A 14,326-nucleotide genomic window follows, 5' to 3' on the forward strand; every position below is an offset into this window, starting at 1 on the left:
TTATTGAACACTATGCCGGATTTTACTGTGTTACAACTTCCACAATGTCTGCAATTCATAACTCACCTCACAAAAAAACAATACAAATATAACAAAAGGTATAATCAATTAGCAAGCCCGGAAAAGCTGGCGACAGCAATTCCCCTTTGTTTTGTAAAAAATCATAGATTTCTATTGTTTCTTATATTCGTCGAGCAAATCCTGATAAATAATGTAACGATTTTGTTTAACAATGTCGTCTTTATTTTTCTCTATGGTAAGCGTTTCCGCCTCAATTACATTCGGCTTATTGTCAACGAATTTGTTTTCATTATCGACATGTCCCCATTTTTTCGTAAGTTCGTTAAACTGCCAGAATGTTTGTTTGTTTTGTATGAATTTAGTGGCGATAACCCAAACCGTGTCGCCTTTCATATCCCAGGTTCCCCATGTTTCAAATTTCCAATCTTCTTTGAGGTTTGTTGAACTTTGTCCGTGTTTTTCTTCAACAAATTTAGAATTTCCGCCTTTGTTGAAAGAGAAAATTTTCTTTTCAATTGCGTTAACATTTTTGTCTTCGGAATTTTTGGTCGTTTCAATGAATGTCCACGTTCCTTGAACCTTAGGTCTCAAAGAATCCGCGATAAATTGCGCTCTAAGCAGTTTTGGATAATCTTTTTCAAATTTTTCTAAAAACGCCTCGGCTTTGAAAACAAAATCAATTTTGATAAAAGAATCCACTACCGCTAAAGCGGAATCTGCGTCATATTTATGCAACGCTCTTAAATCTTTTTTCACCTTGTCTTTTACCGAATTGTATCTCGCAATAATTTCCGGTTTTTTGGTTTCAATCGAATTTTCCAAAACTTCTTCGGCTTTTTTGACAGCCGTTATAGCCGCTTTCAAATTTTTATTCGCATTGCCTCCCCGGTTTCTTTTCATTTCTCCTTGCGCCGCCGTAATTGATATGCGGATGGGAGTAATTAAAGAATCCGGTAATCCTTTGTTTTCCAACATCATCAAACGCGCCTGAGTATCTTCAATTTTTTTCTGAAACGATTGACATCCGACTAATAATAAAGCAATAAATAAAGAAATAACAAGTAAATGCCTCATTTTGAATAACCTCCGTTAAAAATTATACACAAATCCAAAAATAAATATACGATAATTTTTTAGGGTTATGCAATAGTAATTTGAATAATTTGAATAATTTGCAGAAAAAATAATTTTAATAAAATTTTATCTCTTTATCTTAAAACGCCTTATTGTAATTTATAACCGTAAAATTCAGGTAATATTGAAATGGAATATCACCCAATGCGTAAAATTGAGCTTTATCTATTCATATTTTTTATTTCTAAAGTTTTAGTCGCTCAAGGAGTTAATGGACTTCGACTTCCAACTCCGGATGTAAATGTTTTATTTGGTATCGGCTTTAATTACGATTACCTTAAGTCCCCGTTTGATGTGGATTTTGAAACAGCAAAAGGTTTTTATTCCGTTAATATTCCTGTTAGATTTACTCTTGAGGGTGAAAGCGTTGTCGATGAAATTTTTAGTAATGTGTCCGAAAATTTTACCGACGGCGAATATTTCATGCCGAACATGTCGGCGCGACAGTACGCAAACACGACTATAAAAGTGGATGTCCCGATGTTGTGGGGCGTGTGTTCGTTTTCGCATGTAAACGTAATGTCAATGAGATATGAAAATATGACCGGAATTCCTAGTTTTGGCTATTATTCGAAGGTAGATAACGATTTTGACTTGTTTCTTTCGGGAAATATTAATACTCCGCTCAATTTTTCTTTGGGTTGGGAATCCATGTCTTTCGGATATGTATATAAGTTTAAAAAACTTGCTATGGTCGGGCTTAATCTGCATAGACATCATTTTTATTTTAGAGCCGGCGGAAATATAAATATTGATATGTCCGGGCATGTACTGGCGAATTTACAAGAATCGGAACTTAAAATTCCGTTTCGTTATTCGCTCAAAAATCCGATTAGCGGAGAGTATTCGTTGGAACGATGGACTCCGTCATTTGCTATGAGGATTTGGAATTTTGACTTTTTCGCAAAAATAATGTTTACCGATTATGCAAAAGGCGCTTTGTCCGGGAGTTATGCGGTTCCGTTTTTTGTGGATGCGTCTAACTTTACTATTAATGAAAAAATTAACACGGCGGATTACATAATAGAGAATATACAGAACAATAATTTTATGGACAACGGAAAAGACACCGTTTACTTGTATACAAATAATAATATTAAGTGGCAGTTGCCCAGTGTTTTAACGCTTAAATACTGTATAATACCGGACCATTTATGGATTTCGTATTCAAAATTTATCGGAAAAACAAGTTTGGAATTGGTCGATAAATCGTTCAGTAATGAAACGGAATTTTTAAAAGACGGACTTGATTTGAGAACAAACGTACGACTTGATCATTTAATTTTGCTTAACGGAAAGGTTGGGTGGTTTTACGGGAGTTTAGGTATTATATCCATCAATGCCGATTTCCAAAATGAACGGAATCTGTTGAAAAGTAAAGATGCGGATTTTTTTGTTCCGTATGGAAACGGCGTAATGCTTCCTACGCTTTCTGGCGGCGGTATTATAGGAACGAAATTGCAGTTTTTGTTAGAATTAAACTTATTGCCTTTGACGGCGCTAAAAACCGGATTGGTTTATAATTTTTGATTTCAAAGAGAGATAAAATATGAAAAAAGCAGTCAAATTTTTTACTTTGGTTTTAACGTCCGTATTTTCGGTTTTTGCCGTTAATGACTTTCCTGTAGTAAGATATCCGACTTGGGTGTTAAATCCGACCGACACCGTTCGGTTAGAATGGGTTAATTTAGCAGAGAACGTAACAGATAGTATAAAAATATATTTTAGCAGGATACCGGGCGGCGGTTTACTTAGAAATTATACCGATTCGATAAATGTGTTTGAAAATTACGGACGGAATGGGATTTACTTTATTCCATCGAAAAATACAAATCTTAAGCCCGGTATTAATTACTTTACAATCGGTGATAAAGTCGGGAACGTAAGTTCAAATGAAGTAAAGATTATTCTTAAACATAACAGTCAAAACACCGACCTTAAGCCAATTGGAGGATTTGTATCAGCCGTCCCGCAATTTTCATGGACGAAACCGGCAGACGTCCCTTATTCGCACATAATGCTTTCGGACGAAGAAATAAAATTGGGTAAGGAAATGTCTTTAGAATCAACCAAAGGCGTTTCAATGATTTGGCAGGCAATAACGGCGGATAATAGAATTACATACGGAGAACCGGATCCGTCAGGAATATTTACATCCGCTCCGCCGCCGCTTTCTCCCGGAAAAAAATATTCATGGCTTGTGTTTAATAATTACGGCAACAATCCGGCATATACTCCTGCAAACGATATGGTTTTACCGGCGTTTTTTTCAATTTCCGGCATACAGGGGGAGATTCCGGAAAACGTAGAACCTGTAAACAATGCGGTTCTTAATTACGTAAATGATTCTGTAATAACTTTTAAATGGAAAAAATTAGAGCCTAAAGCGTCTATTTACCGTGTTTTTGTATATGCGCTTGCGAATGTTATCGGAATTAATGCGCAAGTTTTAGTTTGGAGCGGAGAAGTTACCGCAGGACAATTTGCCGGCAAGGATACCGCTTCGCTTATTATGAATGCGAAAGATATTTTAAGTAAAAATCGTTATTCTTGGCGCGTAATTGCAGTAAACGACGACGGCAGCGCTCAGGCGGGAAGTTTATCTGATTTTTCATATTCCGCGCCTTCTGGAACGATAAGAGTACGCGCTGTCGAAGAGATTTCTTTCGGTTCGCAAAACTACAGGCAAAATTTAGGGCTTGCCGAAGTGAAATTGGAAGCGCTTCAAGGTTCACAGGAAGAAACTATGCTGTTTTTTACGGATAACAATGGTTTTGCTGAAAAAACGCGCGCTGTCGGGACGTATAAAATTATGCTTAAAAAAGAAGGTTACGAAAGTGAAAGTAAAATAATTACGGTTGCGGAAAACAGTATTGTCGATGTTGATTTTTTACTTCACAAACCATTCTCTTCTATTTATGGCAAGGTTACTGATAAAAATGGCGTTCCTGTCAATTTGGCGATAATTTCGGCAGTTTCGTATGACGGCGATACTATAAAAACGCATTCTCTTTCCGATGGGAATTTTGTATTTAGTTGCGTTCCTAAAGAATGGGTCTTGAGTGTATATAAACAGGGGTATTCAAATCTTGTGGATAGGCGTGTGGTTTTGAAAAACGGACAAAGTTTGCAACAGAATTTTTCGATTGAAAAGAATTCTTTGGTGCTTTCCGGAACAATAAAAAATTCCGACGGAGACGCTGTTATAGGAGCGGCTGTAAAAATTTATACAGACGGCGGTATGGAAGTAGCGTCTTTGCTTTCGACATCGGACGACGGCAGATTTTCGTTTCCGCTTGCGTCTGGAAATTATGTTATTTCGGCAAGTAAAACCGGATTGGTTTCGTATTCTAATTCTATTGAATTTTCTGCAAGCCAAGACAGGAATATTATTCTTTCAAGCGGCGCGGCGTTGCTTAAAGGGACGCTTTACGGAGAAAGTTGGATTACAAGTGGCAATACGCTTGAAAAAATTTCAGCGGCGGTTACAAATGCAAAGATTGAAGTAATTGATACGAGCGGTGAAAGAGTTGTTTCAACATCCGCTACCGATAAGGTTTATGGAACGTACAGCGTGAGCGTTCCTGAAAATCCGGATGCGAAATATCGTTTAGTATTTTCTGCAGACGGTTTTAATGCGTGTTCGACTTTTACGAATTCGACAATCAAAAAGAATAATACATATTTGCAAGATGTTAAAATAAACGCGTTCGCTTCAATCAGCGGAAAAGTTTTTGACAAAAGCGCAAAAGCGGTTGAAGATATTTCGGTTTCGCTCGTAAAAGACGGAATTTCGGTCGTTTCGACAATAAGCGATGTTTCCGGTAACTTCTCGTTTTTCAGAATCCCTGACGGCAAATACTTGATTTCTGCAAATGGAAGCGGACAAGCAAAAGATATTATTGAACAAGTTGCAAACGAAACCGGTATAGCGATAATAAACAATACTGTGACAATTGAGAACGGGATATTTTACAGCGGTAGTAAAATTGCAAAATCGGCATCGATAAATATTACGATGAAATCGGTTAATTCGAAAATAGTGTTGGTCGCAAGAACTGAAGAATCGGCAAATGTTAAGGATAATTCGGTCGCAATAACCGTTTATTCTCCGTTTACGAAAAGACTTGAAAACGATACGTTGAGCGGAATTGCGGCTGATCCGTCGGTTAAGTATTTTGTGAGGACCGTGTCTAATGATCCTTTAATTTTGGATTGTCAGGAAAAAATAATAAGTTTTAATGTCGGAGCGGTTGACGGTGAAATTCTTAAAGATACGATTTTGATGCCGTTTAGATATTTACAAAATCAAAGCGTTGAAATCGACAGTGCAACGTTTAAATTGTCAATGTGGAAAACAGGGATTGCGATAAATCATGATTCTGTATTTGTTTATTATAGACATAGCGGCGAAACGAATTTTAAAAGGAATAAAGGAACGGTTAATGTCGCTTCGGGCGAAATTTCGTTTGTCGTTAAGCCTCAAAAGACCGGAAGCAATATCGAATTTTATTTTGAGATTTCAGCAAATTCTGCGGTTTACGGAAACAAAACTCATCTTTATACAAAATTCGTAGGAGCGAGCCCGACCGTTATAACTCGTCTGGAACTGCTTCCGGTTGCGGCGAATGATAACGGAATTAATATTGCTCTTAACAGCAGGGCGGAAGTTTATGTTAAGGCGTATTACGGCGCGAATTTTAAACCGATTGATTCTTTGGACGCAAGTAAATTTAGTTGGAAATTAAGCGATGATAATGTTATCGGAATAAGCAAAAGCGAAAAAGACGCTTCCGTTGTGATTACAGGTAAATCTGTTGGAATATGTACGCTTACTGTTTCCTTGAATAGCGGTTATGGCTTGGATACCGCCAATGGAGTTATTCGTTCAATATCAGTTATAGTAAATATTACTTCAAGCGAAATCTCTTCTTTGAAAGTGATTCGTCTTTCTCAATCCGAGCATTCGAATTATATAACTAATGATGAAAGAATAATTTTCGGGGTTGAAGCAAAAGATAAAAATGGGAATTTGGTTTTTGTTATGCCGCAATGGATTATTACCCCAAAAAATGCGGGAAAAATTGATTCGCGAACAGGAATATTCACTCCAGACACGAATTTTATCGGCAGAGTTTTTGTCACAGCCTATATAAATTCTAAAATCCGTGATGAATTTATTTGGCATGATAGAAAAGGAATATTGGTTGCATATTCCGTAAACAATAATGCGTTTAGAGTTTATGAAGGGAATGCGGATTTGAATTTTGCCGAGAATTCATCTGTGGACGGTTCACATATAATTGTTTCGCTTGATAAACTTGATGTGAATTTTACGGAAAGAGACATTGAAGAAAGCAAAGTGTTTTTAATTTCCGATATTTTTGAATTAAAAAAAGAATTTGGAGAAAGATTTTCATTGAATGCTACAAAATCTGCCGACTCAGATCCGGTTACGCTTACTTTGAATGTTCCGCAGATATATCATAGTAATTTTAATAACGGGGTTACGGATAGCTCAAAGTTAGGTATCGCGATTTGGGACGCAGATAATTTGCATTGGGAATATATCGGACGGAACGCACAGAAAAGAGATGCTTTAGATACTGCAAGAAAATCGCTCACTCCGAAAGGCGCTTTATATGACAGCAAAAACAAGTCGCTTTCCATTCCGGTAGGCGAGTATATAAACCAATACGACAAAATTCGCGCCGGCGTTATTGCAAAAGGGTTAACTTCCGACGCTATGGTTTCCGTTAGTCCGAATCCGTTTTCGCCGTTTGTTTCTCCGATTAATGATTATGTTATTTCGGAAATGAACGCTGATGTTAAGGGGACCTGCATAAAGATTACTCCAAAAAGTAACTCTACTAAATTCAGATCGTCTGCTAATATCGGAATTTATACGGCGGAAGGGACTATAGTTTATCGTGCTACTCTCAACGGTCTTGACGCCGGACAATCGTATTATTTGTTTTGGGACGGAAGAAAGCAGTTGTCGCAAACGGAAACAAATAAACTTATTCCCGAGCCTAATACAGCGCTGTTTGTTAAAGGCGGAGAATTATGCAGAAACGGGAGATATTTTGTAAATATTACTATTGACGACGGAAAAGAAAAAAAAAGATACACAAAAGAAATAATTTTGTTTAAGTAAGAATATTCGGAGGAAAAGGTGAATATCATAAAATCGACGGTCTTTTTTGTCTGTTTGGCATTAGGATCGGTATTTGCCCAGAATGAACATCTGACGCGTATAGGCGTTTTTGATTCATATACAAACAACGGTGATTCGCTCATGGCTGTAGAGGCGGTTAGAGCGATCCGCGACGCGCTTCACGCTATAGGGAAATATGATGTGTTTACACAAGCGAGGATGGAAGAAGCGTATGTTGTTATGGGCTCTCATTTTCCTCAATACTGCCATGAGCCGCGCTGTGCTGCGGTATTTGGTTCTTCGCTTGAACTTGAGAGAATGATTTTAAGCGATGTTGCATTGAATAATGACCGCTATGCGATACAGTTGCAAATTATTGACGTTGCCAGTAAAAGAATCATAAACGAATGCAGTTTTGAGGGAAAAGACGGTGTTGCGCTTTCGGACATTGTAAAAACGGCGATTTTTCGCATACACGAAATTGATACGCTTTCTCCGCCGATTGAATTGACGAGATATTTCGGTGAGGAAATAAACAACTTAAAGCCGATGTTTATTTCTACCGCCGCATATATGGGGCTTGGGCTTTTGGTCGCGTTTTTAGATAATGAACGTCAGAGAACTTGGGTAAAAATAGATGAAAAACTTTCTAATATAGATCCGTCGATGAGAACCGTCGCTCAATCAGCCAGAGCAAAAGCAATGGGAAATTGTTATGTCGCCCTTTCAAAGGACGCGTACGGGGCGTTTTACAATCCGGCGGGCGCATCGTGGATAAATGGACCTGAAATGGCGTTGTCATACCAAGGAAGGTATGGACTTCTGAATACGGTTTCCGCTTCTTTTCTGAACAAAGCTACTCGTGAAATAGGCTTTGGTCATACGCTGATTTACAACGGTCACCCTGAAAGTTTTTATCAAGAATTGTATTTTTCTACACTTGTTTCTTATATGTTTTCAAATTTAGGGAAATTTCCTCCTTTTTCGCTTGGAGCTAACATAAATATTTCTTCTGCCCGTACAAACGGCGGCAGCGGCAGTGAGTACGACCAAAAAGGAACGGCGGTAGGTTTTGGGTTTGACGTAGGTTTTTTAATTGAATTTACGCAAAATATTGATTTCGGTTTTGTTTTCTACAATATTCCGACATATACGTTCTATAATAACGGCAGTTCATCTGAAAAAGAAATCGGCAGTGAAGTTTATAAAGAATACCGCTACAGAGAAAATTCTCCGCCATCCGTGAAACTTGGCGGTTCTTTTGATGTAAGTTACTTGACTATTCTTGTAGCCGAAGGCGAAATTCCGTTATATAAAGATCAAAATTGGCGCTTTGCCGGAGGTATAGAACAGCAGGTCGCAAATATATTACGTATTCGTATGGGTACACAGAAAGAGATTTTTACTGAGTATGAAACTCCATGGCATATTACGGCAGGACTCGGGTTTAGATTTCCGATCAAGTACAGAAAAGTTGATATAGACGCGTCTTATGAATTTCTAACCGATTTTGAACTTAGACATATATGGGATATTTCGTTAAAAATTGATTTATAGAAATTCAAACTATTTTAAGAAATTTAGTAAAACTCCTGTTTATATTGCTGAATAAACGTATTCTTTTACATATAATAAATGGTTGTTTATTATAAAATGTATAACAAATCTATTGGGGGCGGACATTAATAAAATTCCTTATTTTTTAGATGAGAAATATGAAAAAATTCTTTGGAACGAGCGTTGTCATGATGTCGATACGATTGTAATTCATGCGATGAGCGCCGTGAATGCTCATCCGAGAAATCCGTTTTCTATAAAGGAATGTATAAACATCTTTGTTGATTGTGAAGTAAGTTCTCATTATATAATTGATAGAAAAGGTAATATTTATTGTCTGGTTCCCGAAGAAAAAAGGGCGTGGCATGCAGGTGTTTCACAGATGCCGCCGCCGGATAACCGCGAAAATGTAAATGATTTTTCAATAGGGATAGAGTTAATAGGCAATGAAATAGTCCGGTTTGAAGACGAACAGTACGCTGCGCTGAATTTTTTGTTGAATGATATAAAAAAGAGGCACGATATAAAACGCTTAATTGGGCACCAAGACATTGCGACTCAAAAGTTAGTTGAAAAAGGATTGCGAAAAGAGGCAAAATGGGATCCTGGAAAGCAATTTGATTGGAACAGAGTAATAATACTGTAGAAAATTCTCGTTTTTTATCAATTAGTTAATAACTTTACCGGTTTTTGTTTGTGCATGTATTATATTATGACGAATTTTATTTAATTTATTGGAAAATATTTTATTTTGAGGGGGAATATATGGATTGGGAAGATGTCAAAAAAAACGTGCAAAAGGGCGCGGAAGTTGCAGTTGAAAAAGTTTCTCAATATTCCAGAATCGGAAAATTGAAAATGGATCAATTAGTACTTAAGAGAAGGATAGAGAAAAATTATATAGCGATAGGTTTAAGTGTATATGAGTTTTTGAAGGAAGGGAAAGGCGAGTCGGTACCTATTTCTGTTTTTGATGAATTTATTCGTGAAATAGACAATGCGCAAACGGAAATAGAAGATATAGACTGTGATATAACGAAAATCAAAGAAGAAGGAAAACCAAATTCAAACCCTGAAACCGCTTTATAATTATATTGGAAAGTTATATTTGTTTTGAGTAAAGGCGTAAATAGATTATTTTTGTTTTCTGTCAAAAAAGTTGGCGTGATCAAGTTTTTGTTAACGATAACTATTATATATTTAATCGGATGTTTGTTTTTTATTTTTATTGGTCTTTTTTATGATAAAGATTATGAAGATGTTTTGGCTACGACTAAAGATATAGAATCTAAAAATCTTTATATTTCAAGAAAAATCAAGCGCCTTAAGCCGAATTTTAGAAATTTCTTATCGGATAATTTGAGTGGAAATTATGGGAAAATGTTGCATTCGTACAATACAAATCCAATAAAACGACACGAAGATTTTATCAACACATTTTCAATTGGAGATCTTGTAAAACATTCAGATTCAATTCTTCAATATTTTGACTCAATTGCTAAAATTTCGCCGCCTTCAAAGCATATCTTGTATTGCTACCCTTTGCAGCTTCCAGTATATAGTACGGAAAAATATATAATTAGCCGTCCGTTTTCTGAAAGTTTGCCGGATCCGTTTACAGGAGAAAATAAAAAACACAACGGAATCGACATTGCCGCTCCAAGCGGAGCGTTTGCTATTATACTGCCGGCGAACGGAGATGTCTTATCGGTGAAAGACGATGTGTTTTTGGGTAAAACAGTCAAAATAAGACATTTGGACGGCTACGAAACTTTTTATGCTCATCTGGGCAGTGTTTTGGTTAAGCAGGGGCAGAAATTAAAACGCGGAACATGTATAGGATATGCCGGCGAGAGCGGTTGGGCGATTTCTCGACATCTACATTATGAATTGATTAAGAACGGAGTTAGCGTTGATCCGCTGTTGTATAATTTTAATTCTCTGTATAATTAATTTTTTGTCGGCAGATGAAAGAATCTTTTTAAATGCCAACAGAAAAGTGCAGTTTATTGCGGAAATAGAAAACGATTGGTTGACAAAAGAGCAACAGCTGATTTTTGGTCTTGCAGTTCTTAATCGCAGGTACCAGTCGCTTCGTGGCGAAGGATATTCGTTTTATTTGAGGGAGTTGTTGAAAGTTACCGGATTTAATGCCGCCGAAGCGCAGGAAATTTTGGTAAAATATAAAGATAATCCCGAAAAATATATAACGGTTTTGGAAGAAATAAAACAGAATTTGGTAAAAAATAATGAGTAAATACGAGCGCCCGCGTGAAAAAATTATTTTGAGAGAATACGATGAAAAAATCCTTGAAAAAATAAAATCCGAATTAAATATCTCCGAGATGTTCACAAAAATTTTAATGTCTCGTGGGCTTACCGATTTTGAAAAAAGCAAATTGTTTTTTAATCCGTCGCTTGAAAATCTTCACGATCCGTTTTTGTTCAAGCAAATGGGTGTGGCGGTTGAGCGTATTTTAAAGGTGAAAAAAAGCGGAAAAATTGTTATTTACGGCGACTATGATGTCGATGGAATTACCGCTGTCTCGCTTCTTTTGCGAGTCCTGAACAAAATTTCAATTACAGCCGATTGCTATCTTCCAGATCGCCTAAGCGAAGGATATGGAGTTTCAAAAAACGGAATAGATTCGATAATAAAGAGCGGTGCGGATTTAATAATTACGGTGGATTGCGGAATTACGGCGGTTGAAGAGGTCGAATACGCAAAACAAAACGGCATAGATATGATAATCACAGACCATCATGAACCTAAAGATGAAATTCCGAAAGCCGCCGCAGTCATAGACCCGAAAATCGCGGGAGAAAATTATCCGGATAAAAATCTTGCGGGAGTCGGCGTTGCGTTGAAATTGGCGCATGCGCTTTGTCAAAAATCCGGTGCGAAAGAGTTTTGGAAAGACGAGTTAGATTTGGCGGCGTTTGGAACGGCGGCGGACATAGTTCCGTTGGACGGTGAAAATAGAATAATCACAGCATTCGGCTACAAAAAAATGCAACAAAATCATAATTTGGGTTTGTCCGCTCTCATCGTAGCCCAAAATATGAAAGGAAGATCGCTTGCAACAAACGACATTATTTTCAAATTATCTCCTTTAGTGAATGCCGCCGGACGAATGGGCGACCCAAAAATAGGCGTTAAATTGTTTTTGTCAAACGATGCCGGAGAATGTGAAAATTTTGTAAAAATTCTTGTTTCGACAAACACCCAAAGAAGAGAAATTGAAGAAACAATTTCAAAAGAAGCGTTTTTGCTTGCTGAAGAAACTATTGATTTTGAAAACGAATTTGCGGTCGTCGTCGCAAAAAAAGGATGGCATTCGGGAATTGTCGGAATTGTCGCGGCGCGGCTTGTGGAACGGTTTTGCCGCCCTTCGGTTTTGTTTTCTGTCGGTGAAGATAACATTGCAAGCGGCTCAATAAGAACTTTCGGAAATTGCGACGTACTTAAAGCGCTCAACGATTGCGGCGATGTTTTGCTTTCGTTCGGCGGGCATAAATCGGCGGCCGGATTGTCGGTCAAGATGGAAAACTTGGAAATTTTTCGCAAAAAATTTAACGCCGCCGTAAAAAAACAAATAAATTTCAGTGATTTGTCACCGACGATTATCGTCGACTCGGAGATAGACGTTGTACAATTAACGCCGAAATTTTTTGAGAATCTTAAACGAATTGAACCGTTCGGACCGGCAAATATGCGTCCGGTTTTTGTCGCAAAAAATTTAAATCATAAATTTACTCCCAAAGCGATAGGGAAAAATAGCGAGCACCTGAAAATGTATCTAAATGGCGGAGGATATTCGATTGACGCGGTTGGATTTGGATTCGGCAACAGGATAGAAGAAATCAAAACGGCAAAAAATTTCACTATTTGTTTCGTTCTCGGCGAAAATACGTATATGGGAAAATCCGAATTGCAAATGGAAATCCGCGCGATAGAAATTTAGTATTCCAAATAGATCTCAAGCAATTTTTGTGAAAGCATAAGCGAATATTTTGCTTGTGTCAATTCAGATTGCGCCGATAGAAAATTATTCTGCTGCGATGCGTAATCAATGACCGTAACGTTTCCTAATTTATACATTTCTTCAATCATTTGCATATTCTCGGTTTCGGATAAAAATTGCTCGCTTGCCGAAGAAAATCGCGCAGATGCCGCTTTAATATCGGCAATTAATTGTTCTATTTGGAAACGAACGTTTTGTTGTGTCGCTTCTAATGAAATTTCCGCTTTATTCAAATTACTTTGCGCCGTAATTATTGACGATTTTGTCACGCGGTTATCTACAATCGGTATATTCAAAGAAAGTCCGACCGACGGCGAAAGATTATTTGTTAACTGCTCACCGGTATTTTGCGGTTTTTGGCGATTTAATCCTTGTGACGCTCGACTGCTGAAATCGGTCGAAATTGAAGCGTTTGCCGAAAGTGTCGGAATTTTTCCCGCTTTCGCGATTAAAAATGAAATTTGCGCAATTTCCACCGAGAGTTGCGCCGCAAATTTTTCCGCGTCAAATTTGTTATTATATATTGAATCCGCCGACAAGTTCACTAAATATGCGATTTCGTCAAAATCCGTTTCAGGATAAACTATTTCAAAATTTACGTTCTGATCTAATTCAAGCAGTTGTTTTATCTGTAAAATTGCTGAATTTAGATTGTTTTGCGCAACCGTTTCCAAATGTTTATTTTTTGAGAGCTGCGCGTTGCTTTTCGTCAAAGCCAAAGGAGTCGCTTTTCCGACTTCCGAAAGCGCTTGTTGATATTCAATTTGCTTCTGTGAAAGCAAAACCGCATCATCGGCGTTTTTCAACGTTTCCGTCGCATACAAAACGGAAATGTAATTGCGGGCGGTTTGAGAAACGATGTCTCTTTGGGAAACATCCAAAAAAAATTTATTTTGTCGCAGCGACGCTTCGGCTATCGACAGGCGATTTGTGTTTTTTCTTCCGTCGAACAAAGTAATTCCAGACGACAACCGCATAGAAATCACTCCTGCCGGATCTGAGGCGTTGTCAAACGGGGTTCCCGAAGTCGAAGCGTTTGCACCGGCGGATAAATTCGGATAAAAGACGCTTTTTGCCTGAATGATTTTCGCACTGTCCGCAACAATTGTTTCAATGTGCGAACGAATCGTTTTACTGTGTTTTAATGCGTAATCAATACATTTTTCAAGCGGCCATTGTTCCGCAAAAACCGAAATGGAAATTACAAAAACAAAAGTGAAAAACAAGTTCTTTTTCATAAAATTCTCTCTAATTTCTTAATTCAATACTTTGATATTCAAATTTACAAAAATGTTGCAAAATTTTGAATCCTTAACCTATTATTTCCCTCAAAAAACAAAAAGTTCGGCGAGTCAGGTGAAAATATATTATTTTCACTGCGATTAGACAAATGAAAGGGGAAATTATGAGGAAGATACTATTTTTAGTATCA

Annotated in this window: 10 protein-coding genes; 8 read left to right on the plus strand and 2 right to left on the minus strand. The window is 37.4% G+C overall.

Annotated features, from left to right (window positions below):
* Positions 1-171: 171 nt before the first annotated feature.
* A complete protein-coding gene (locus tag LBH98_01465) occupies positions 172-1,095 on the minus strand; it encodes a hypothetical protein (protein ID MDR0303426.1) in 924 nt (307 codons plus the stop codon).
* A gap of 204 nt (positions 1,096-1,299) precedes the next feature.
* Between LBH98_01465 and LBH98_01470 the strand changes: the two genes are divergently transcribed.
* The 8 genes from LBH98_01470 (at position 1,300) to recJ (ending at position 12,834) form a co-directional block, all read left to right on the plus strand.
* A complete protein-coding gene (locus LBH98_01470) occupies positions 1,300-2,685 on the plus strand; it encodes a hypothetical protein (GenBank protein MDR0303427.1) in 1,386 nt (461 codons plus the stop codon).
* A gap of 19 nt (positions 2,686-2,704) precedes the next feature.
* On the plus strand, positions 2,705-7,312 hold the full coding sequence (locus tag LBH98_01475; protein ID MDR0303428.1) for a carboxypeptidase-like regulatory domain-containing protein: 4,608 nt from the start codon (positions 2,705-2,707) through the stop codon (positions 7,310-7,312).
* 18 nt (positions 7,313-7,330) lie between these two features.
* Positions 7,331-8,869 carry a hypothetical protein gene (locus LBH98_01480; GenBank protein ID MDR0303429.1) on the plus strand — a complete coding sequence of 513 codons (1,539 nt, stop codon included), beginning with the start codon at positions 7,331-7,333 and terminating at the stop codon, positions 8,867-8,869.
* A 112-nt stretch (positions 8,870-8,981) separates the two neighbouring features.
* Entirely contained in the window at positions 8,982-9,515 is a 534-nt protein-coding gene (locus tag LBH98_01485; GenBank protein ID MDR0303430.1) for an N-acetylmuramoyl-L-alanine amidase, read from the plus strand.
* A 119-nt stretch (positions 9,516-9,634) separates the two neighbouring features.
* A complete protein-coding gene (locus tag LBH98_01490; GenBank protein MDR0303431.1) occupies positions 9,635-9,958 on the plus strand; it encodes a hypothetical protein in 324 nt (107 codons plus the stop codon).
* 75 nt (positions 9,959-10,033) lie between these two features.
* Positions 10,034-10,822: a M23 family metallopeptidase gene (locus LBH98_01495; protein ID MDR0303432.1), complete on the plus strand. Its 789-nt coding sequence runs from the start codon at positions 10,034-10,036 to the stop codon at positions 10,820-10,822.
* 46 nt (positions 10,823-10,868) lie between these two features.
* Positions 10,869-11,126 carry a hypothetical protein gene (locus tag LBH98_01500; protein MDR0303433.1) on the plus strand — a complete coding sequence of 86 codons (258 nt, stop codon included), beginning with the start codon at positions 10,869-10,871 and terminating at the stop codon, positions 11,124-11,126.
* A complete protein-coding gene (gene recJ, locus LBH98_01505; GenBank protein MDR0303434.1) occupies positions 11,119-12,834 on the plus strand; it encodes a single-stranded-DNA-specific exonuclease RecJ in 1,716 nt (571 codons plus the stop codon). Before LBH98_01500 ends, recJ begins: the two co-directional genes overlap by 8 nt.
* Here recJ and LBH98_01510 read toward each other — a convergent pair.
* The gene (locus LBH98_01510; GenBank protein ID MDR0303435.1) at positions 12,831-14,132 is read right to left on the minus strand and encodes a TolC family protein; all 1,302 of its coding nucleotides are present in this window, start codon (positions 14,130-14,132) and stop codon (positions 12,831-12,833) included. The genes recJ and LBH98_01510 overlap by 4 nt on opposite strands.
* Positions 14,133-14,326 lie beyond the last annotated feature (194 nt).

Source organism: Chitinispirillales bacterium (genome assembly GCA_031254455.1).
GTDB lineage: Bacteria > Fibrobacterota > Chitinivibrionia > Chitinivibrionales > Chitinivibrionaceae > WRFX01.

Coding starts and splice junctions, on each gene's coding strand:
- LBH98_01465 (MDR0303426.1), bottom strand. CDS start 1,095: ATGAGGCATTTACTTGTTATTTCTTTATTTATTGCTTTATTATTAGTC.
- LBH98_01470 (MDR0303427.1), top strand. CDS start 1,300: ATGCGTAAAATTGAGCTTTATCTATTCATATTTTTTATTTCTAAAGTT.
- LBH98_01475 (MDR0303428.1), top strand. CDS start 2,705: ATGAAAAAAGCAGTCAAATTTTTTACTTTGGTTTTAACGTCCGTATTT.
- LBH98_01490 (MDR0303431.1), top strand. CDS start 9,635: ATGGATTGGGAAGATGTCAAAAAAAACGTGCAAAAGGGCGCGGAAGTT.
- recJ (MDR0303434.1), top strand. CDS start 11,119: ATGAGTAAATACGAGCGCCCGCGTGAAAAAATTATTTTGAGAGAATAC.
- LBH98_01510 (MDR0303435.1), bottom strand. CDS start 14,132: ATGAAAAAGAACTTGTTTTTCACTTTTGTTTTTGTAATTTCCATTTCG.